The sequence below is a fragment of the Marinigracilibium pacificum genome (assembly GCF_012926615.1).
Taxonomy (GTDB): domain Bacteria; phylum Bacteroidota; class Bacteroidia; order Cytophagales; family Cyclobacteriaceae; genus Mangrovivirga; species Mangrovivirga pacifica.
In genome coordinates this window covers 14,830-37,693 of the sequence record NZ_JABBNU010000008.1, presented here as the reverse complement: position 1 = coordinate 37,693, position 22,864 = coordinate 14,830, and the positions used below count along the sequence as shown (strand labels likewise).

Genomic DNA, 22,864 nt, shown 5'->3' with positions numbered 1-22,864 from the left:
CCAAATAATTTAACTGTAGGTAAAATATGTCTAAGATCATCGATGGTAAAGCAACCGCATTACAAATTCAGGATGAAATAAAATATGAAGTTGAACGCAGAAAAAAAGCCGGACTTAATGTTCCTCATTTGGCTGCGGTATTAGTCGGTGATGATGGTGCAAGTTTAACCTATGTTAATGCAAAAGTAAAAGCCTGCGAAAGAGTAGGTTTCGATTCTACCTTAATAAAATTACCAGCATCTACATCAGAAAGTGATTTACTGGATAAGGTGAATGACTTGAATAACGATAGTAGTATCGATGGTTTTATTGTTCAGGTACCTCTTCCTGATCATATTAATGAAGAAAAAGTTATTGAAGCTATAAGCCCATACAAAGATGTTGATGGGTTTCATGCAATGAATATGGGTAAAATGTTGTTAGGATTGCCAGGGCTTATTCCTGCTACTCCTAAAGGCATTATGATGCTTCTTGAAAAGAATAATATTGAAACGGAAGGAAAGCATGCAGTAGTTTTAGGTAGAAGCCATACTGTAGGTACACCGATTAGTGTTTTACTTTCTAGAAATACAAAGCCAGGGAATTCTACTGTGACTCTTGTTCATAGTAGAACCAAAAACTTAAAAGAAATATCAGCACAAGCGGATATTCTTATCGTTGCAATAGGTAAACCTGAGTTTGTAACTGCTGATATGGTTAAGGAAGGAGCTGTTGTTGTTGATGTAGGTATACACAGAATAGATGCTCCGGAGAAAAAGAGTGGCTTTAAGCTTAAAGGTGACGTTGCGTTTGCGGAAGTATCTGAGAAGGCGTCAGCTATTACTCCTGTTCCGGGAGGTGTTGGTCCGATGACCATAACCGCATTGCTTCATAATACGTTATTAGCAGCAGATAAGAAATAATATATTGTTAATCAGCGGTTCCAACCACCCGCTTTAAAAAAGTTGTATGCAAAATCAAATCAAATTATCTCAGGCAGAAATTAAGTCTGTCACACTCCCTGTAATGGAGTCTTTTTATACTATTCAGGGAGAAGGTGCTTATCAAGGTCATGCAGCCTATTTTATTCGTCTTGGTGGATGTGATGTTGGTTGCCATTGGTGTGATGTAAAAGAGTCGTGGGACGCATCTGTTCATCCTCAAAAATCCATAAAGTCTCTAATTGATGAAATTTCGGATATCGAAGGTAATATTGTGGTTATTACTGGCGGTGAGCCTTTAATGCATGATTTGGACGTGCTTACCCATGCGATCAAGGATAATGGCAAGAGAACACATATAGAGACTTCAGGAACGCATAAATTAACTGGTAATTGGGACTGGGTTACTTTTTCACCAAAAAAATTTAAAAAACCAACTGATGAGATTTATGATGCAGCCGATGAGCTAAAAATAGTTGTTTACAATAAATCTGATCTTGAATGGGCAGAAATGCACTCTAAGCGTGTGAAAAGCTCATGTAAACTCTATCTTCAGCCTGAATGGTCAAAGGCTGATGAAATGATCCCTTTAATAATTGATTACGTAAAAATGAATCCAAACTGGAATATTTCACTTCAGGTGCATAAATTTATGCAAATACCTTAAATTGAAATATGTCTGAAAACTCAATATTTTTTGTATTAGCGCTTTTTATTTGTTTAAGTTTTACTATTCAAGGTCAGCGTGGACCAGCATCTTATTCTACAAAGAATAAAAAAGCCATTGAATATTTTGAGGCAAGTGAAAATTATATGGTCAGAAGACAGTATGACCAGGCTATCGAATTGCTTACTCAATCCTTAAACAAAGATGATGATTTTATCGAGGCCCATCTTAGACTTGGGCAATGCTATCAAGCTACCTCACAAACTGATCTTGCTTTACAAACTTTCTTGACAGCACTGGCTCTTGATGAAAATAATAATTACCCGATTATTAGGCTTCAATTAGGAGAATTGTATTTTAATAATAATAAATATAATGAAGCTAAGAAGTATTATGAAGAATTTATATTTAGCAGACCTAATCAAAAACTATTAGGGTTAGCTAAGCAGCGTCTGGAAAATACCAACTATGCGATTAAATTTTTTGAAGCAAATAAGGATACTACGGACGTAGAAAAAGTAAAACTTCCTGACCCGTTAAATAATTTTCAATTACAATATTTCCCAGCTTTAACTGCAGATGAATCACAAATATTTTTTACAGGAAGGAAAGGGTTTTATAATTACCATGATGAGGACATTTATGTTTCTACTAAAGATTCTCAAGGTAATTGGACAGAGCCAGTTTCAGTAAGTGAGAATATTAATTCGGAAAAGAATGAAGGCACCTGTTCAGTATCAGGAGATGGGAGAACGATAATTTATACCTATTGCCATGAAAGAGAAGGGTTTGGAGGCTGCGATCTTTATATTAGTTATAAAGAGGGAGACACTTGGACAGAGCCTGCGAATTTAGGGAATAGAATTAATTCTTCTGCATGGGAATCTCAACCTTCTTTGTCAGCAGATGGTCGAATGCTTTATTTTGTTAGTGACAGAAGACCTTCATTTGGAGGTAAAGATATTTATGTTTCTTATCGAAATTCAAAAGGAGAATGGTCTCTTGCTGAAACTTTGGGGGAACCGGTAAACACTAAAGGAGATGATTCGGGGCCATTCATTCATGCTAATGGAAGAACCTTGTTTTACTCAACTGATGGCCTTGAAGGCTTTGGAAAACAAGACCTTTATTATAGTAATTTGAAAGATGATGGCAAGTGGTCAAACCCTAAAAACCTAGGGTGGCCAATTAATGATAGCCAGGATCAGCCTTCAATATATATTACTCCAGATGGTAGAAAAGGCTATTTTAGTAGTGAGAGAAGACTGAATACTTATTATGAAGGATACTTATATCGTTATGATTTTCCAGTTGGAAAGTTTCAAATTGAAGAAGCGAGACATTTAACAGGAATAGTGACAGATAAGTATTCCGAAGAGCCACTTAAGTCTGTGGTAAGCTTGATTGATCTTGAAAATGGTAGTTTAATTCAAGAGGTTGAATCGGATAGATTTACCGGTAGGTATTTAATTGTTATCCCTGAAGGAAAGAATTATGGACTGTTTACTAAAGCAGAAAACTATTTGTACCAAAGCTTATCAATTAATCTAAAAGATGAATCAATAAATACTTTTAATAGGGACATTCAACTAGTTCCAATAAAGTCCGGGGAATACTATCGACTCGGGAATGTTTATTTCGATTTTGATGATTTTAAATTAAAGCCTGAATCAAAGCCAGAGTTAGATAATATTGTTTCTTTGCTAGAAGAAAATCCCGATATTAAGATTCAAATTGAAGGGCATACAGATGATAAAGGGGAGCCATCTTATAATTTGTCATTGTCTCAAAAACGAGCCAGATCTGTTTATGATTACCTTGTAAATAAAGGTATATCTGAGTCCAGATTAAGCTCAAAAGGATATGGAGATTCTATGCCTGCAGTTCCAAATGATAGCGAAAAACATAGAGCAGAAAATAGAAGAATTGTTGTTAGGATTTTGTAATATAAACGTAAAAAATATTAATAAATCTAGACGAAACAATTACAAGCACTCCTTTTCATCTTCTATTAAATACTTAGGATTTATTAAAGGCTAGAATATAAGGTTATTTTTTCTTATAATAGCAAAATTAAATTTTGATAAATTTGTTTTTTCAAAATGTCGAATATTTATTTGATAATAATTTTTTTTTAACATTAATTATCATTTAGATTTGATAGGAAACTTTTATTAAAAACCGTTAAACCTAAACCTAAACAGTATGAAGAGAATTTTCCTCTTATCATTCTTTTGTGTCCTTGGCTTTATAGCACAGGCGCAGGAGAAATCGGTATCCGGTACAGTAACCGGCGAAAATGGAGAAGGCATACCGGGTGTTAACGTCCTTGTAAAAGGAACGACTCTCGGTGTGGTGACTGACATCCAAGGAAATTATAGTTTACAAGTTCCTTCGGGTGAAGCAGTATTACAATATTCTTCAATTGGTTACCTGACACAAGAAATTTCTGTAGCAGGAAAATCATCAATTGATGTTGTATTACTGGAAGATGTACAACAATTAACTGAGGTAGTTGTTACTGCGCTCGGTGTTTCAAGAGACAAAAGAGCAGTAGGTTCTGCAGTTCAGAACGTAGCTGGTGAGGCACTTGCTGAAACAAAAGAAACTAACATCGTAAACAGCTTACAAGGTCAGGTTGCTGGTGTTCAGATCCAGGGTACTCAAGGTGCTCTAGGTGGTTCTTCACGTATTACAATTCGTGGTGTTAACTCTTTCCTTGGTGAAAACCAGCCGTTATTCGTAGTTGATGGAATGCCAATCAACAATGATAACTACGCTACTACAGCTCAGCAAAGAGGTTTTGGTGGTGGTGCTTACGATTATGGTAACGCTGCTGCTGATATTAACCCTCAGGATATAGAGTCTGTAACTGTGTTGAAAGGTGCTTCTGCAACTGCACTTTACGGTACTCGAGGTTCTAATGGTGTGATTTTAATTACTACTAAGTCAGGAGCTAAGTCTAAAGGAATCGGAGTTGCAGTTAACTCTAGCTGGACATTCGAAAAGCCACTTGCTCTTATCGAATATCAGCAAGAATATGGAGGAGGAGCTATTTCTCCAACTGGTTCTGGTTTTGTTGAATTTACAGAGCAAATTAACGGCCAATCTGTTGATTTTCTTGCTCCAATTTATTCAAAAGATGGTTCTTGGGGACCAAAATATGATCCGAATACAATGGTTAGACATTGGGATTCTTGGGATCCTCAGTCTGCAAACTATGGTGAGACTCGTCCTTGGACAGCACCAGCTAATGATTATTCAGAGTTTTTCGAAACTGGTCTAACAGCTACAAATTCAGTTGCTTTTAGTGGAGGAAATGACAATGGTACATTCAGAGTTTCTTATACAAACTTAAATCAGGATGGTATCACTCCTGTATCTAACCTTCAGAGAAACACAGTAGCATTCAACGTTTCTTATAACTTATCTGAAAAATTAACAGTTTCATCAGCTGGTAACTTTGTTAACCAGGCTGCAAACGGACGTAACGCTACTGGTTATGATAACAAAAACCCAATGCAGGCTTTCACTCAGTGGTGGCAGACACAGCTTGATGTTAAGCGTTTAGAAGATAATTACACTTGGAAGGATGGAAGACAGTACACTTGGAACGCTACAGGTCCTATCATAGATGGAAGCGGAAATCTTGTTGGTTTTGAGCCAGCCCCTTATTTCTTTGATAACCCATACTGGTTAAGAAATAATATTCTTCAAGAAGATTCTCGTGATCGATTCTTTGGTAACGTAAATCTTAACTACGAAATCGTTGACGGTCTTAGTGTAAATCTTAAGGCTATGAGAGACGGTTTTACTTTTAGAGCTCAAGAAGGATTACCTAACGGTTCAGTAGATCAGGCTTACTACAGTGAAACTCAAAGAACATTTTTTGAGAATAACTACGAAGCAAAATTATTGTATGAAAAGACCTTTGGTTCTGACTTCTCATTGAATGCAATGGCTGGAGGTAATATCATGAGACAAGGTGCAACACGTGTTACCGTTCAAACAAACGGTGGTCTTGTAATTCCAGGATGGTTTAACATTGACAACTCTGTAGATGCACCAATCCCAAGTACTTATGAATCTAAGCAAGGAATCAACTCATTATTTGCGACTGCATCATTAGGTTACAAAAGTATGTTGTTCTTAGATTTAGGTCTTAGAAGTGACTGGGCTTCTACTCTTCCAGAGGATGAAAACCAGTACTACTACCCATCTGCTTCACTTGCTTTTGTATTTACTGAATTAGGATCTTTACAAAACAGTGATCTTATTAGTTTTGGTAAAGTAAGAGCATCATTTGGTCAGACAGCTAACGCGCCAAACCCATTTGCTCTTTCTCCTATATTTGACTCAGTTCAGCCAGCAATAGGTACTCCAAGATTTACAGTGCCTAATCAGAATGCTAACCCGTTCCTTGGGCCTGAAAAAACTGATGAGGTAGAATTCGGTCTGGAAATGGCTTTCTTCAAGAACAGACTATCATTTGACGTGACTTATTACGACAAAACTACAAGAGATCAGATCTTTACAGTACCTACTTCTGCAACAACTGGATATACTTCGCAGTATATTAACGGTGGTTCGATGAGAAACTCTGGTTTCGAAGTAATGTTAAGAGGTACTCCTGTTCAAACAGAAGATTTCTCTTGGGATATGTCATTAAACTTTGCTACTTATAATAATGAGGTAGTAGAATTAGCTCCTGGTGTTGAAAGTATTATTTTGGGAACTACTTGGGCTGGAGATGTTAGAGTTGAAAAAGGATATCCTTACATGGCATTCTTTGGTAATGATTTTGTAAGAAATGATAAAGGTGAAGTTGTGGTTGGTGCTAACGGGCTTCCTTCAAATGCAGGTAGAACCTATTTTGGTAGCGCTGTTGCGGACTTCACTGGTGGTTTCAGAAATACATTCTCTTATAAAGGTCTTTCTTTAACTGGTTTGATCGATTTCCAGGGTGGAGGAGTTATTCACTCAACTTCATTACAGTGGGCTAAATACTCTGGAATGCACCCTGAAACAGCTGCTGATGGTATTCGTGAAAATGGTTTAATTGTTGATGGTGTTTACTTAGATGGTACTCCGAACACAACTCCGGTCGATCCACAAACCTATTACCAGACTTTTTATAATATAGCTACTCCAAACGTATATGATGCATCTTTTGTGAAGTTAAGAGAAGTTAGATTAAGCTATACTTTACCTAAGTCTGTTCTTGGAAACCTTCCATTTAGAGATGTTACTTTTGGAGTTCTTGGTAGAAACCTTGCAATTCTTTACAGCGACCTTCCTTACCTTGATCCTCAAGGTGTTAATGGTGCTGGTAACCTTCAAGGCTTAGAGAATGCACAGGTTCCTACAACCAGATCTCTTGGATTTGATCTAAGCTTTAAATTCTAATTTTTGTTTGGCCTAGATTAATTTGTCGAGATTTTAAAAAAGGAAAAAATTATGAAAATATCTTTTAAAATATTAGCCGTATTTTTTGTTATTCTTGGAATGACAAGTGCGTGTGACCTAGCAGAGCTAAATGAAAACCCGAATGCACCAACTCGTGTTGAAGCGGCTTCATTATTGGCGAATGCTCAGAATAATTTGTCTGATCTTTATTGGGGTCGTGCTCTGAGCTTTGAGTTTGGTATGTTGATGGTTCAACATTTATCTCAGAATGAATATGCTTCTGAATCAAGATATCAGATAACTCCGGATGCTTTCGATGGATCTTGGAATAGCTGGTATTCTTCTCCATTAATGGACATAATGGAAGCAAAGAAAATAGTAGAGTCTCAAAGAGAATCTCAAGGTGATGCAGTTACAAATAATAGGTTAGCAACTCTTACTATCATGGAAGTGTTTGCAATGCAGGCTATCACTGATATGTGGGGTGATGTGCCTTATTCTGAGGCTTTCAGAATTTCTGAAATTACTTCTCCTGCATATGATACTCAAGAGAGTGTTTATGATCAATTGATCACTAATCTTAATACTGCAATTTCTTCTATTACTCCGACTGCGGCTGGTTTTACTGAAGGTGATAATATCTACGATGGAAACATGGCAATGTGGGAGAAATTTGGAAACTCTCTTAAGTTAAGAATAGCGATGAGGATTTCTGATAAGGATGCAAATAGAGCCTCTACTTTAGCTAGTGAAGCTATTGCAGGTGGTGTTCTTACATCAAATGCAGAGGCTCCTTACTATGTATTTGGTGCAGATCAACGTATTGCTAACCCTTGGCATTTAGATGCTAAAGTAGCTCCTGTACGAGATGATTTTTGTATTTCAAAAACATTAACAGATTCAATGGAGTTATACAATGATCCAAGATTACCTTTCTTCGCTGAAGAAAATATCGATGGCAATATTGTTGGTATGCCTTACGGATTATCTGATGGTGATGCATTTGCATTAAAAAGTGTAAGTTCAAGACCATCTGATGTTTTAAGAGAAGCAACAGCTCCTGCTAAGTGGATGACTTATGCTGAAGTTCTTTTCCTAGAAGCTGAAGCTATTGAAAGAGGCTTTGTTTCAGGTGTTGCTGCAGATAAGTTCAATGATGCTATCATGGCTTCAATGGCTGAGTGGGGCGTAGATAATGCAGATGCTGTTACTTACGCAACAGCGAAAACTGCTGCTTATGCTTCCAAGCCTTGGGAACTAGTAATTGGTTATGAGAAGTGGGTTTCTCTTTACAGTAATGGTCTTGAGGCTTTTGCCGAATGGAGAAGACTTGACTATCCGGCTCTTGTTCCAGCACCTGAAAGCGTATTGGATGCTGATGAAATTCCTTTGCGTGCGCAATATACAAATGTTGAGCAAAGTGTAAACGGTACTTCTGTTACTAATGCTGATCAGGTTGATGAGCTTACAGCTCGAGTTTGGTGGGATGCTAAATAATATATCTTAACTATAAATTAATATTAGGCTGCCTCATAGAGGTGGCCTTTTTTTATTTTATTCTTTTGATATTTAGGATAATTCCATAGTCTATTGTTAATTTTAATGGTCTTTCAATCTGGATTAATTGTGGTATTACGGTTTTTATTGTTTTTTTTTATTGTTGTAGTATTTTTTTTTGGATGCACTTCTTCAAAAATTACTCAAAATTCACATAATGAATGTAATTCGATAATAGTTGATAACTTGTCATGTGATACATTGATAACTCTACCAAATTCTAATAATACTATGACTCTTCTTCAATGTGTCAATAAAATAGACACTAGAAAGGATAATGAATTTTATGTTTTTGACCATTCTGATTCCATTCATTATCATGACCATATACCAAATGGAAGTGTGTCATGGATGACTGATGAAATAATTAAAGTTGACAGGTTCGAAGGTATTCAGTCTGACACCGAGACAAGTGATTATTTTTATAACCTAAAAACCAATACAAAGTCTTATCAACCAATCTTTAACCAAAAATAATATGAGAAAACTTTTACTTTTAACAGGGTTGTTTTGCCTTGTAATTGTTTATTTAAAAATTAGTGATTCAGGGAATCCCACTGAATTTGGTAGTCAAAATTTTCAATATGATGATCAATTTCAATTTTGGTGGAATAATAAAGTGAAATCAAAGCAAAATGGTGCTCATAAAGCTGATAAACCTGATGAGTATCTTAAATATTATAATGCTGTTCGTACAAAGTATGGTGATCAACACCCTAATTATGATGTTAATTATCTTGTAAATGAAAATAACAAGCTATTAAATCAACCTCAAATAAGGTCGCAAGCTGTAAGCTTTGACGAAAGAGGTCCTGCTAACGTTCCTGGAAGAACAAGAGGGATCGTGGTAGACCCGGATGATCCCTCAGGAAATACATGGTTTGCTGGTTCCGTAGGTGGGGGTATTTGGAAAACTACCAATGCAGGAAATAGTTGGGTTAATAAAACTTCTAACCTTCCTAACATATCAATTAGTTGGCTAGTTATCGCACCTTCAAATTCGAAAGTATTATATGCTGGTACTGGGGAAGGATTTTCAACTTCGGCAGGGTTTATTAAAGGAGCAGGTGTTTTTAAATCAATAAATGGCGGGGATGATTGGTTCCAATTGGAAGCGACAGCTAATGATGATTTTCAAACTATAAGTAGAATAATTGTTCATCCGGATGATGAAAAAACTCTTTTAGTTTGTGCTAATAATGACCCATTAAATGCTAGAGAATTTAATAGTGGGATATTTAAAAGTACAGACGGTGGGTTATCTTGGAAAAGAGTATATACTGCTCAACGATCTTATGTACAGGATTTAGATTACGAGCCTGGTAATTTTAATGTAATTTATGCCGCTGAAAAGAATCTTGGGGTGTTGAAATCTATTGATGAAGGTGAATCTTGGTCTTTATCAAAAACGGGAATGGACCCTTCAGGAAGGGTTGAAATAGCAGTTTCACCTGTTAAGGTTGATAGATTGTTTGCTTCAGTTGAAGGAGGTAAATCCGGAAATGAATCTGATTTATATATTTCTGATGATGGGGCCGCAACTTGGAATTTAGTAATAGAATCAAATAGAGCTGACGATATCAATACGAATGTTGATTTTTTAGGAGGTCAAGGATGGTATGATAATATAGTTCTAGCCCATCCTTTTAAGAAAGATGTTGTTTACGTTGGAGGTGTAAATCTTTGGAAATTTACTATCAGTGATAATCAGACTGAAACCGAGCCTACTGTTTTAAATGTTGCTTCTGATGGAGCAAAGCTTTTTGATTTGGTTGAATTCGGAGGGGAATTTATAGGAGGGAAAATTGGAAAAGGAAATTTAAGTCCTTCTCATTTCACCTCAATTGAAATAAAATTTGGCCCTGGAATTAGTCAAAAAGCTCATAGGTTTGTAGTGCCACCCGGGAGTGGACCTGGAGTGGCTAAAGAGGATTATTCATATGTTAATTATGTTGAAGTGCCATTTCAGGTTTGGGATGTTGATAATAATCGGCAATTAATGGTTTCTTTCAGAGATCAGCAAAGGGATGGTAAATATAATTTAATTACTTTAAATACAACCGAGGGACAAGAAAATCAGCAGTCACGTGAATACTTGTATATACATAACATAGATTATAATGAGTCTCCTTCTAATCAATTGTCAGTTGATGGTGGGCACGAAGTTTCTCAGCTTTATTTTTTATGGCCATACTTAGCAGAATCAGCCTCATGGGAGCCTGAGAATTTACCAAAGTCAACCTTCCGAATTAATTGGGGAGCTTTGAATGGAAGAATTAGAGAAACTGAAGATATTTCTGATGCATATTTTCAATTTTCAGGAGAAAATGCTTTTAGACAAACTACAGGAGCAACAACCGTAAGTGGACTCCACCCTGATCATCATAATTTAGTTCCTTTAATTGTTGATGAAGAGGAAAGAAAATGGAAAATCATTAATGCAAATGATGGTGGAGTATATGTTTCTAATGTAGACACAAATCCAGGTGAAAACGATGGTGACTGGACAAATGCCGGAAATGGATATAATACAACCCAATTTTATTTTGTTGATAAGGCACCCGGAGAAAATAGATATATAGGCGGAACTCAAGATAACGGTACGTGGATGACTCCTTTTAGTATGAATAGTTCTTCAACTACAAATTATAGAAGAGCATTGGGAGGTGATGGGTTTGGTGTTGTATGGCATTATACCGAGCCGACAAAAGTTTTAGGGTCGGTTTATTATAATGATATTAACAAGTCTATTAATAGTGGAAGTTCTTTTCAAAGTGCAATTACTGGTATAACCGATAATAATTCATCTAATGCACCATTTATAACCAAATTAGAAAATTCTAATTCCCAGCCTGATGTGGTATATGCCGTAGGTAGGTCTGGAATTTGGAGAACAAATGATTTTGCAGATAGTTGGAAACTGATAAACCCGGGAGATACCTGGAGACTTTCAACTTTTGCCCAGGTGAAAATATCAGAAGCAACTCCAATGGTAGTTTATGCTGGTGCAGGTATGGTTGAAGGGGTTTCAAATATTTTTGTTTCAAAGGATAACGGGTTATCATTTGAACCGGTGAATAACTACGCAGATGTGGATATGGGGTTGATTTCGGGTTTAGCCACCCATCCAAAAGATCCGTCAATTGCATTTGCATTATTTTCATTTGCAAAATCTCCTAAAGTATTAAAAACATCAGATTATGGTCAAACTTGGGCAGATATTTCAGGATTTGGCACTTCAAGTAGTTCCAATAATGGGTTTCCTGATGTTGCGGTCTTTGATCTTCAAGTAATGCCATTTGACCCAAATGTGATTTGGGTAGGAACAGAAATAGGTATTGTAGAATCAACTGATGGAGGACTTTCGTGGCATAAGTTGAATTCAAATCTTCCTTCTGTTTCAGTTTGGGATATTAAGGTGGAAGATGATCAAATTGTGATGGCTACACATGGAAGAGGTATTTGGTCTGTTACATTATCTGAATTACCGACGACAATTTTAGCCCCTCAGTTAAATTCAGTAACATCATCCTTGAGAATGGATCCGATTTTTAATTTAGAGTTACGAAATGATTTTGATAGTGTAGGTCTGTTAATAAATAATTATGATACATTATATGTGAAAGAAATTCCTTCTGGAACAACATCAATTCTTGTAGAATTATCTGGAAAAGACAATAATTTAGATTTCTTTTTAATAGGCTATAAAGATGGATTGGCTTATCCAGGAAAAAGTTATCAATCAACTTTAGTTAGTTGGCCATCTTCTGTAGATCAATACACAAATTATTTTTCTTCTATTACAAATGATTTTAATAATAAAGAGTTTAAGCAATTATCATCTGCAATATTCAACGGCAAACCATTGCAAACTTCGCATAATTACAAGGATAATACTGAGTACATAGGAACTCTTAATTACCCAATAAAAGTAAAAGAGTCAGATGCATTTATAAGCTATAAAGATATTGCACTAGTCGAACCATACTTAACTCAAAATAATTTATTGAAAGATTATGTGGTAGTTGAAGCTTCCCTGGACGGGTTTAATTGGACTTCATTAATTGAACCCTATAATGCAAGCTACCAAAATTCATGGCTAGAATTATTTGAAGCTGGTGATTCTCCAAGTATGTCTGATTTTGAGGAACATTATATTGATCTATTGGATTTTTTTAACCCTGGTGATGAAATATTAATTAGGTTTAGAATGACCACAGATTCAAATGTTAATGGTTGGGGATGGTTAATAGACGATTTGATTATTCAAAGTACTAATGCATATTTATCAGTTGACCCTGATCTGAGAACTGATGTTGTTATTTACCCTACCATCTTAAAAAATGGAGAAGAGATAACGATTAAAGGTGTTGAAGGTGAAATTAGTTATTTGTTATATAATACCTCAGGTCAGGTTGTTCAATCCGGATTGATTAATGATTCAAAAAGTGTAATAATTAAAAAATGCTTTAGCCCTGGCATCTACATATTAAATGTGTATGATAAAAAAGAAAATATTCTCTGGAAAAATAAAATAATTATCAATTAGTAATTACTATGAATAAGCGCCTCTAGGCGCTTATTTTTTAATTAAATCATTTGATAACTTAATTTTAAAATGTCTTTTGTACGACCTAAAGGTTGAAATTATTTAATTAACCTTATAATTGATAAATCTATGTGCAATTAGTTAAAAGACTTATGGTGAGTAAGTTTATTGTTGAGGTGTATGAAAACTTCTTAACAAATGTTAAAAAAAAATAAATCAATGTGACTTAATTATTTTCAATGTAAGGTTAAGTTTATTATATTGGTGCTTCCAAAAATGTAGTAAATTTATTTAAACTTACATAGCTGGCTCTTTATCTATGCTGATGATTAGTGAAACACATTATTTTTTAAACATTTTTATTAATTGTGAAGTTAGGTAAGGTGATTTTTTTTTAAACGGAAAATTAGTGTTATAAAATAAATGTAATAATCAATTCAATTCTAAACCTAAATCTTTATTTAATATGAGGAAAAGTTTACTGTTATTCAGTACGTTCCTGTTCTTGGTTTTTCAAACCATGGGTCAGGATGTGTCAATTACCGGAAAGGTAGTTGATGTTGCCGGAGAAGGAATTCCCGGTGTAAACGTCTTGATTAAAGGAACAACTATAGGAACTACCACTGATGTAAGTGGAAGCTATAGTGTGAGTGCGCCTGGTGATGCAATATTAGTTTTTACTAGTGTTGGATATACTAAGCAAGAAATTGCTGTAAATAATCAGACTACAATTAATATCACTTTAGAAGAAGATATTTCTGAGCTAAGTGAGGTTGTTGTAACTGGTTATCGTTCAGTAAAAAAATCAGATCTTACATCATCTATTGCAGTTGTTGATGGAGATAATTTAACACAACAGCCTATCGGTAGTGTTGATAATCTACTTCAAGGACAATCTCCTGGAGTTTTGGCAGTTAGCCAGAACGGTAGACCAGGTGGTAATGCTTACATTAGGATTCGTGGTGTGGGTTCTGTTAACGCATCTAATGAGCCATTATTTATTATTGATGGTATCCAGATGACGCAAAGCGATTACAATGCGCTTAACCCTAATGATATCCAAAGTATTTCGATTCTTAAGGATGCTGCTTCTACATCAATATATGGTGCTAGAGCATCAAATGGTGTAGTTTTAATTACTACTAAGAGTGGTGCTGCTGAAAAAGGTAAGCCAACAATCACTTACAAATTCCAATTTGGTCAGAAGGAGAAAATTCCTGATAACTTCGATATGATGAATAAAGAAGAAAAACTTGCATATGAAGTTGCTACTGGTGGAATGTCACAAGCTACAGCTGATTTTGTTAGTACTTCTCCAGCTTATCCTGAAACAGATTGGCAGGACGTTCTTTTAAGAACAGGTCAGGTACAATCACACGATTTATCATTAGCTTCAACAACTGACAGAGCGAAATACTTTTTCTCTTTAGGTTCTTATGATGAAGAAGGTATTTCTGTAGGATCGAATTTCGAAAGACTTTCAGGTCGTTTAAACTTAGAGTTTAAAACTACTGATTGGTTGACTTTTGGTAACAATTTAACTGTTTCTCAAACTAAGGAAAGAGAAACAAGGGACAGATTTAATGTTCAAAATCCATTCTATGCTATTTATGCATACAATCCTTATGAGTCAGAATTTCAATTAGATGCTAATGGAGATTTTGTTCTAGATGAGAATGGTGATAAAGTATATAACCTTACAAGACAAGGTTTTAGTATTTCTGAGGCATTAAGAAATAACCCGGAAAGTAACGAAAGACTTAGTGCGATAGGTGGTGTGTTCGCGAGAATCACTCCAATTGAAGGTCTGGTTTATACTTCAAGAGTTTCTATGAATTATCAGATTTACAGAAGAGAATATTATATCCAACCTAATTCGGTTCTTGATGGTTATGTTGGAGATCCGAATGCTCCTGGTATCAAAACTGATAACGGATATGATAGATCATTAACTACTTGGACAAATACTTTAGAATATACTTTTAAGCCAATGGGTAACCACAACATCAATGTATTAGGTGGTACTGAATATGTTAAGAGTAGACTAGAGCAGTACAGCATTAGTGGTAAAGGTTTTCCTTCAGAAGATTTCTTTACTCAGGATAATGCTTCTGAGATCACAGGTGGTTTTACTAGTATTGATGAGTGGGCTTTATGGTCTCAATTCTTAAATGTTAACTATAACTTTGGTGAAAAGTACTTTGTTACTGGTAGTGTTAGACGAGATGGTTCGTCTCGATTTGGTGCTGATAACAGATATGGTATTTTCTATGCGGGTAGTTTTGGTTGGAATATGACTGAAGAAGGTTTCCTTAATGATGTAAGTTGGTTAGAGCAATTGAAGTTTAGAGCATCTGCTGGTACTTCAGGTAACGTTCCAACTTCATTATATGCGGCCTTAGGATATTATAACATTGGTAACTACAACAACACATCAGCATCATTCCCTGGTCAGTTAGAAAATCCTAACTTACAGTGGGAAGAGAACTTTAACTACAGTGTTGGTATTGACTTTGGATTGTGGAATAACAGATTATCTGGTAGCTTTGATTACTATAACAGAGATACTTATAACTTATTATTCCCAAGACCTCTTTCTCAAACAGTTGGTTTCACAAGTAGAACAGAGAACGTAGGTAAGATCAAAAACAGTGGTATTGAATTAGAATTAAATGCAATTGTTGTTGATCAAGGAGATTTCAAATTTAACATTTTTGGATCTTACAGTACTGTTAAAAACGAAGTTCTTGAGCTAGATAACGGTGGAGAAGATATTATCGACGGTAACTCAGGTATTTCATTATTAAGAGAAGGATTAACTGCAAATACATATTATTTAGTAAGATATGCAGGTGTTGACCCTGATAATGGTGACGCATTATATTATGATATCAATGGTGAAATAACTAATGTTCACTCTTATGATGATGCTGTTGCGTTAGAAGGAAAGTCTCCACTTCCAACTTACTTTGGTAACTTTGGATTTAATTCTTCATGGAAAGGTCTTAGCTTAAATGTTAACTTCTTCTATCAAGGTGGTAACTATATTTACAACTACCAGAATGAAGCTGTGTTAATGAGTGATGGATCTAACTACAATATTAACCAAAGAAAAGATGCATTGAATTACTGGAAAAACCCAGGTGATACAGGTGTGTTACCTCGTCCGGATGCAAACAATGACATCTATGATTCTGACAGATATCTTCAAAAAGGAGATTTCATAAGACTTAGAAATGTAACTTTAGCTTATTCTCTACCTAAGAGTTTAATCGAAAAAGCTAAATTATCAAATGTTGAGTTTTATGTACAAGGAACTAACTTGTTAACAATCAACCCTCACTTCACAGGTGATCCAGAAGTTGGTAGAGGTAGTGATGAGTCTAACCTAACTACTTTAGGAGAGTTTACATTATTTACTTATCCTAATACTAGAGGTTATACAGCTGGTGTTAACGTTACTTTTTAATTAAAAAATTACAGAATCTTATGAAAAGAAGTATATTATATCTAATGATTATGGCTCTGTTTGCAGCTGTGTCATGTGATGATAAATTGGAACTGAATCCATATGATGCCCTTGAAACGGGTGATGCTTTCACGTCTCCTAGTGATTTTTCAAACGCTGCACGTGGTTTGTATAGTGGTCTACTAAGAGGTTCATATTATGGTGGATGGTTTATATCTGTACCAGATATAACATCTGACAATCTAATTATTTGTTCAGAAGGAAGAAACTCTAAAAGAACTCTTCATGTTTGGAATTTTGCAGCTAATGCAACTTGGGGAGGGCTTTGGTCTGATGCTTATATTGTGATTAACAGAGCAAACCTTATTCTTGAGAATATTGATAACCTTGAGGATGGTGCTTTTAAAGATAATATTAGAGCTGAAGCTTTGGCTATTAGAGCTATGGCTCACTTTGACTTAGCTAGAGTTTTTTCTGTACTTCCTCAAAATGCTGGTTCAGATGATTTAGGAATTCCTTATATTACTTCATCTGATGCTTCTCAAAAGCCAAGCAGGTCAAGTAATGTTAATGAGGTTTACAATCTAGCATTGGATGATTTAAATACTGCTGCTACATTAATTAATGATGATAATGGAGTAGGTAGATTAAATTATGCTGCTGTTCAAGGGTTATTATCAAGAGTGAATCTTTATCTTGAAAATTGGTCTGCAGCTATCACTCATTCAACTAATGCAATTAACGCTGCTGGTGATCTAGCAGGTACAGGTGAATTTGGTGATATTTGGATAGATCAAACTGAAACTGGTGTGATTTTTAAAGCTATAATTACTGATCAGGACAATATTTCTCCTGGTGTAGAATATAGCCAAACTGGTCCTACTGGTGTAAGATCTGAATATGTTGCTGATTATGCTTTCTATTCTTCATTCTCAAATACAGATGTAAGAAAAGATGCGTACTTCTCTACTAGTGCTTTTGCTGGTAAGGATTTTAACCATATTGCAAAGCATTTCGGGCGTCCTGGTAGTGATGTAAATGTTATAGATACTAAAATCATCAGATTAGCAGAAATGTATCTTAATAGAGCAGAAGCTTATTACAGAGATAATCAACCTGTTGAAGCTTTAGCTGATCTTAATGAATTAAGATCTAACAGATACACTGATTATGTTGCTGGTATCGAAGTTGGAACTGCACTTCTTGATGCTATCAAAGAAGAAAGAAGAAAAGAACTTGCATTTGAAGGTCATAGATTCTTCGATCTTAAGAGATGGGGTGAGACTATTTCTCGTTCGGCATTTGGTGATGAATCTGATGGTGGTGGACTAGCTCTAGATCCTGAAGCTCAAACTCTTGATGCTGGTAGCTTTAAGTTTGCTTTACCAATTCCTCAAGCTGAATTGAATGCAAACTCTAATATGCAACAAAATCCTGGCTACTAATATTTAAATTATTACGATAATGTTTTAAGGGACACAATTATGTGTCCCTTTTTTTATGCTTTTAAGAGAATATCAAATATGATTTGTAATTTTTGATATTACATTGTCGTTTTTATAATAATTCAGTATTTAAGTTTGAATATTTAAATTTAACAACTCACTTAATACGTTAATATCCAGATTTTTAAAGGTTTTGAGTGCAATTAACCATTGATTTAGATTATTCCTTTAACAATTTGCAAAAAATTGTTAAATTAATATTGGTGTTAATTTTAAATCTAAACCTTTAAGAGTATGAGAAAAAGTTTACTGTTTCTCTGTGCTCTTCTATTGCTAATGTTCCAAACATTAGCTCAGGAGAGTACTGTAACTGGTACCGTAACAGGTGCCAATGGTGAAGGCATACCAGGTGTAAATGTCCTTATTCAAGGTACTGGCCGAGGAGTTGTTACTGATATTTCAGGAAATTATTCCATAGGTATTCCTTCTTCTGATGTCACGTTGGTATTTTCTTCAATTGGATATGTTTCGCAAGAAATTCCTGTTGGAGCTAGAAGTACAATTAATGTTGTTTTGCAGGAAGATGTACAACAATTAAGTGAAGTAGTAGTAACTGCAGTAGGAATTGAGCAAAGTCAAAGAGAGCTAGGTTATTCGGTTCAAGAGGTAAAAGGAGATAATCTAACCAAATCAAAAGAACCAAATTTGGTAAATGCCTTGAATTCTAAGGCCGCTGGTGTTAATGTTTATTCCTCATCCGGAGACCCTGGTTCATCCTCTTCAATACGAATCAGAGGTAATACCTCAATCTTCGGGAATAACTCTCCATTATTTGTTGTTGATGGTGTTCCAATTGATAATAGTCAATTTGGTACCGCTGCTGATAATGGTCCTGGAGTTGATGGAACCAATACTTCAAATAGAGCTGTAGATATTAACCCTGAAGATATTGAATCTATTAGTGTTTTGAAAGGTCCTGCAGCTACTGTATTATATGGTATAAGGGCAGCAAATGGAGCGATTATTATCACAACAAAAAAAGGTGTTAAAAATACAAAGCCTTCCATAACCTTTTCTACGAGTTTTGAAGTAACAGAAGTCAACAAGTTACCAGATTTACAACGAGAGTTTTCTCAGGGTAGAAATGGTGTCTTTAGAGGTCCTGAAACTTTTGAAGGATTCTCTTGGGGAGAAAGAATCGATGAAAACCCTGACTTGAATGGGTATAATTCGTTTGAAACTTTCTTCATTAGGGGTTTGAATTCTGATAATAATATCTCAGTTCGAGGAGGGACGGAAAATGTTAGATATTATGCCTCAGCCGGATATTTAAGGCAAGAAGGTATTTCTCCAAATTCAGAATTCGAGAGGTATTCATTTAAATCTAATATTTCTGCAGATTTAACAGAGAAGTTCACTGCTTCAATTTCTGCAAACTATGTGAATTCTGGTGGAGTTAGAATGCAACAAGGTTCTAATTTGAGAGGTATCATGCTTGGGTTAGTTAGAAATGCCCCATCATTTGATATAGGTAACGGTAAAACTGGACAAGATGCCGCAGATGATCCTGCAACTTACACTAACCCTGATGGAACACAAAGAAGTTACCGTAATGGTATTTATGACAACCCCTTTTGGGTAGTTAATAAGAATTATACAACTGATGAAGTAAATAGGATAATTGGTTTTGTCAGTTTTGATTATGAAATAATAGATAACTTAAAAGCTACTTATAAATTGGGTATTGATCAGTATTCGGACAGAAGATTAGGGAGAGTGGATATTGTTCCAGATTGGAATCCAGGCCAGATTAGAAATGATAATATTTATAGTAGGGATTTAAATTCTGACTTCTATATAACTTATAATAAGGATTTTGATGGAGACTTTTCGATTAATGCTTTACTAGGTCATAACTATTATAAAAGTAATGTTCGAATTAATACAGTGATAGGTAATACATTGAGTCAACCTGGCTTTTATAATATAGCTAATGCTTCAGATGTAGTTTCATTCGAAAATATAAATCAAAGAGAGCTTGTTGGGGTTTTTGCAAATGTAAAATTAGGGTTTAGAAATTTTCTATTCTTAAACTTGTCAGCTAGAAATGATTGGTCATCAACTTTACCAGAAGGAGATAATTCATTTTTTTACCCTGCAGTAAGTTTAGGTTTTGATTTTACTCAAGCCTTTAATATGCAAAGTTCATTCCTTTCTTATGGTAAGATTAGAGCCAGTTATGGTCAAGTTGGTAATGATGCACCATTGTATGCCACACAAAATTACTTTACACAAGCAGTTGGTGGTGGCGATGGATTTATTGCCGATGCTGTTATTCAATTCCCATTTTTAGGGAATAATGCTTTTGAACAAAATGGGGTGTTAGCCAATAATAATTTACGAGCTGAATTAACAAGCACATTTGAAGTTGGTGCCGATTTAAAGTTTTTTGATAATAGATTAGGCTTAGATGTTACTTATTATTATTCAGAGACAAAAGATCAGATTATTCCGGTTGATATCTCTTCGTCTTCAGGGTATTTGAACAGAATCCAAAACGCAGGTTTAATTAGTAATGAAGGAATTGAACTAGTATTAAATGGAGTTGCTTATGAGTCTGATAATTTTAGTTGGGATATTAGCTTGAACTTTACGGCTTATGAAACCACTGTTGAAGAATTAGCTGAAGGTATAGATAACATATTTTTAAATGGATTTACTAGTACTTCATCCAGAGCTATAGAGGGAGAGCCATTTGGAGTTTTATTTGGACAAGGGTTTCAAAGAACGGATGATGGTCAATTAATAATCGGTACTGATGGATTTCCTTTACAAGCTGCCGACCCCAAAATAATAGGAGATCCTAATCCTGATTGGTTGATGGGGATTAGTAATTCATTCCAATTTGGGGATTTTAATTTTAGCTTCCTTTGGGATTTTAGATATGGTGGAGATGTTTGGAATGGTACCAATGGTGTAGCAGAATATTTTGGAGTTACTCAAGAAACTGCTGATTATCGCGGTGAAGCTGGTCAAAATGTCGTTTTTGAAGGTGTAGTCCAGTCAGGAACCGATGATGCTGGTAATCCAATTTATGTTACAAATACACAGCAAGTTGACTTGAATAATAATGCTATAGGGATTGGAAGTAATAAATGGCAAAGATACGGTTTTGGTACTCTTGGGGAGGAAAATGTTCAGGATGCGTCCTGGATAAGGTTGAGACAAGTTTCTTTATCCTATTCATTTCCAAGAAGCGTCATGGAGTCAGGGCCATTTGATGGATTGGATATCACTTTAACAGGTCGTAACCTGCTCTTATTTACTCCATATACAGGCATTGACCCGGAAACTAACCTTACTCAAACAAGTAATGGTTTCGGTTTAGACTATTTTAATAACCCAAACACAAGAGGTTATTCAATTGCATTAAGATTTACATTCTAAAAATTATCGAGATGAGAATAAATAAAGAAATTTCATATATACTCGTTGGAATCTTTTTCGTTTTTGCCTCCTCTTGTGATTTGGCAGAGACAAATATAGATCCAGGAAACTTATCAGAAGATCAGCTAACAGAATTAAGTCTGATTTTACCTTCTGGTAGTGCACATATGGCTTTTAATAGTGGCGCATTAGGTGCTAGAAACCCAGGGATTGTAATGCAATACTTCTTAGGTCTGGAAGCTCAACAGCAACAGTACAGTCAATATCTAATACCTAGAAATGCTTTAGATAACTTTTGGCAGTTTGGTATGTATGGTGGAGGCATGAAGGATCTGAACTTCATTATAGAAAGAACAAATGGTGAGGGAGCATTAAATGCACCATATTATTCTGGAATTGCTAAAATATATATGGCAGAAGCATTAGGTATGTTAACTACGATGTTTGGTGATATTCCATATTCGGAGGCGTTTAAAGGCGATGAAGGAAATATTCGTCCTATTTATGATACTCAGGAACAAATATTTACTTCTATACAAACATTATTAGATGAAGCTATAACAGAGTTATCCTCTGACGGCGGAGATATTCAGCCTGGTGGTGATGATGTAGTGTTTGGTGGTGATCCGGATAGTTGGATAGCTACAGCTTATAGTCTGAAAGCCAGATATCTTCTTACAGAAGGAAATTATACAGCCGCAAGTGCAGCATTAGATAATGCTATCACAAGTAATAGTGGATCAGCTCTTTATCCTTTTGCTAGTTCATTGACAAGTGGAAATCCATTATATTCTTTTGGAGCCTTTGAAAGACCAGGGACAATGGCGGCACACCCGAATTTCATTAGTCGATTAGACAGAGATCCCAGAGCCGAATATATTACTCCTGATGATGATTTTGTAGGAGGATATTGGGCAAGTCAAGCATCTCCTTTGCCATTAATAACTTACGCTGAAGTGTTGTTTATGAAAGCAGAAATAGCTGCTCGTAATGGCGAGGATGTAACAATGATGGTCCAACAAGCTGTAAGAGCAAATATGGAGGAGATCGGGGTGCCTGAAGAGGATATAATTGTATATAATTTAAGTATATCTGCTCCAACTTTGGAGGGAGTCATGAATGAGAAGTACAAGGCAGTATATCCAAATACAAGAGTTGCTTGGAATGATTTTAGAAGAACAGGTTTTCCAACCTTAGAAATTCCAAGTGATGCTCAGGCTGATTTTTATTCAGGAGATGATGTGAATACAATTCCATTAAGGTTTATTTATCCGGAAAGTGAGTTCTTATTTAATGAAGAGAATTTAACAACTGCTTCAGAAAGACAAGGATTCCTGGTTGGAGGTGAAGAGGTCCTTAATGTTAATCCACCTGTATTTGATTAATTTAACCTTGACCTATGAA

At 35.4% G+C, this 22,864-nt stretch carries 11 protein-coding genes; all 11 read left to right on the top strand.

Annotation, left to right across the window (positions count from 1 at the left end; genetic code table 11):
• The first annotated feature begins 26 nt into the window (after positions 1-26).
• The 11 genes from folD to HH304_RS13110 all read left to right on the top strand — a co-directional run bounded on the left by folD (position 27) and on the right by HH304_RS13110 (position 22,845).
• Positions 27-902 (top strand): bifunctional methylenetetrahydrofolate dehydrogenase/methenyltetrahydrofolate cyclohydrolase FolD, encoded by an 876-nt coding sequence (gene folD / locus HH304_RS13160; RefSeq protein WP_169682404.1) that lies wholly within the window; start codon positions 27-29, stop codon positions 900-902.
• 46 nt (positions 903-948) lie between these two features.
• Positions 949-1,587 (top strand): 7-carboxy-7-deazaguanine synthase QueE, encoded by a 639-nt coding sequence (locus tag HH304_RS13155; protein ID WP_271711616.1) that lies wholly within the window; start codon positions 949-951, stop codon positions 1,585-1,587.
• Positions 1,588-1,595: 8 nt separating this feature from the next.
• The gene (locus tag HH304_RS13150) at positions 1,596-3,533 is read left to right on the top strand and encodes an OmpA family protein (RefSeq protein ID WP_169682402.1); all 1,938 of its coding nucleotides are present in this window, start codon (positions 1,596-1,598) and stop codon (positions 3,531-3,533) included.
• A 259-nt stretch (positions 3,534-3,792) separates the two neighbouring features.
• Entirely contained in the window at positions 3,793-6,993 is a 3,201-nt protein-coding gene (locus HH304_RS13145) for a SusC/RagA family TonB-linked outer membrane protein (protein ID WP_169682401.1), read from the top strand.
• 51 nt (positions 6,994-7,044) lie between these two features.
• Positions 7,045-8,490 carry a SusD/RagB family nutrient-binding outer membrane lipoprotein gene (locus tag HH304_RS13140; RefSeq protein WP_169682399.1) on the top strand — a complete coding sequence of 482 codons (1,446 nt, stop codon included), beginning with the start codon at positions 7,045-7,047 and terminating at the stop codon, positions 8,488-8,490.
• Between the two features lie 291 nt (positions 8,491-8,781).
• Positions 8,782-9,027, top strand: coding sequence for a hypothetical protein (locus HH304_RS13135; RefSeq protein WP_169682397.1), 246 nt, complete (start codon positions 8,782-8,784; stop codon positions 9,025-9,027).
• Position 9,028: 1 nt separating this feature from the next.
• Positions 9,029-13,099 (top strand): hypothetical protein, encoded by a 4,071-nt coding sequence (locus HH304_RS13130; protein ID WP_169682395.1) that lies wholly within the window; start codon positions 9,029-9,031, stop codon positions 13,097-13,099.
• Positions 13,100-13,565: 466 nt separating this feature from the next.
• A complete protein-coding gene (locus HH304_RS13125) occupies positions 13,566-16,568 on the top strand; it encodes a SusC/RagA family TonB-linked outer membrane protein (RefSeq protein WP_169682393.1) in 3,003 nt (1,000 codons plus the stop codon).
• Between the two features lie 20 nt (positions 16,569-16,588).
• On the top strand, positions 16,589-18,013 hold the full coding sequence (locus tag HH304_RS13120; RefSeq protein ID WP_169682392.1) for a RagB/SusD family nutrient uptake outer membrane protein: 1,425 nt from the start codon (positions 16,589-16,591) through the stop codon (positions 18,011-18,013).
• 294 nt (positions 18,014-18,307) lie between these two features.
• On the top strand, positions 18,308-21,460 hold the full coding sequence (locus HH304_RS13115; protein ID WP_169682390.1) for a SusC/RagA family TonB-linked outer membrane protein: 3,153 nt from the start codon (positions 18,308-18,310) through the stop codon (positions 21,458-21,460).
• Positions 21,461-21,471: 11 nt separating this feature from the next.
• Positions 21,472-22,845 carry a SusD/RagB family nutrient-binding outer membrane lipoprotein gene (locus HH304_RS13110; protein ID WP_169682388.1) on the top strand — a complete coding sequence of 458 codons (1,374 nt, stop codon included), beginning with the start codon at positions 21,472-21,474 and terminating at the stop codon, positions 22,843-22,845.
• Positions 22,846-22,864: the final 19 nt, after the last annotated feature.

Bases quoted from the DNA above. Each gene is read 5' to 3' on its own strand.
- folD (WP_169682404.1), top strand. From the start codon at position 27: ATGTCTAAGATCATCGATGGTAAAGCAACCGCATTACAAATTCAGGAT.
- HH304_RS13155 (WP_271711616.1), top strand. From the start codon at position 949: ATGCAAAATCAAATCAAATTATCTCAGGCAGAAATTAAGTCTGTCACA.
- HH304_RS13150 (WP_169682402.1), top strand. From the start codon at position 1,596: ATGTCTGAAAACTCAATATTTTTTGTATTAGCGCTTTTTATTTGTTTA.
- HH304_RS13145 (WP_169682401.1), top strand. From the start codon at position 3,793: ATGAAGAGAATTTTCCTCTTATCATTCTTTTGTGTCCTTGGCTTTATA.
- HH304_RS13140 (WP_169682399.1), top strand. From the start codon at position 7,045: ATGAAAATATCTTTTAAAATATTAGCCGTATTTTTTGTTATTCTTGGA.
- HH304_RS13135 (WP_169682397.1), top strand. From the start codon at position 8,782: ATGACTCTTCTTCAATGTGTCAATAAAATAGACACTAGAAAGGATAAT.
- HH304_RS13130 (WP_169682395.1), top strand. From the start codon at position 9,029: ATGAGAAAACTTTTACTTTTAACAGGGTTGTTTTGCCTTGTAATTGTT.
- HH304_RS13125 (WP_169682393.1), top strand. From the start codon at position 13,566: ATGAGGAAAAGTTTACTGTTATTCAGTACGTTCCTGTTCTTGGTTTTT.
- HH304_RS13120 (WP_169682392.1), top strand. From the start codon at position 16,589: ATGAAAAGAAGTATATTATATCTAATGATTATGGCTCTGTTTGCAGCT.
- HH304_RS13115 (WP_169682390.1), top strand. From the start codon at position 18,308: ATGAGAAAAAGTTTACTGTTTCTCTGTGCTCTTCTATTGCTAATGTTC.
- HH304_RS13110 (WP_169682388.1), top strand. From the start codon at position 21,472: ATGAGAATAAATAAAGAAATTTCATATATACTCGTTGGAATCTTTTTC.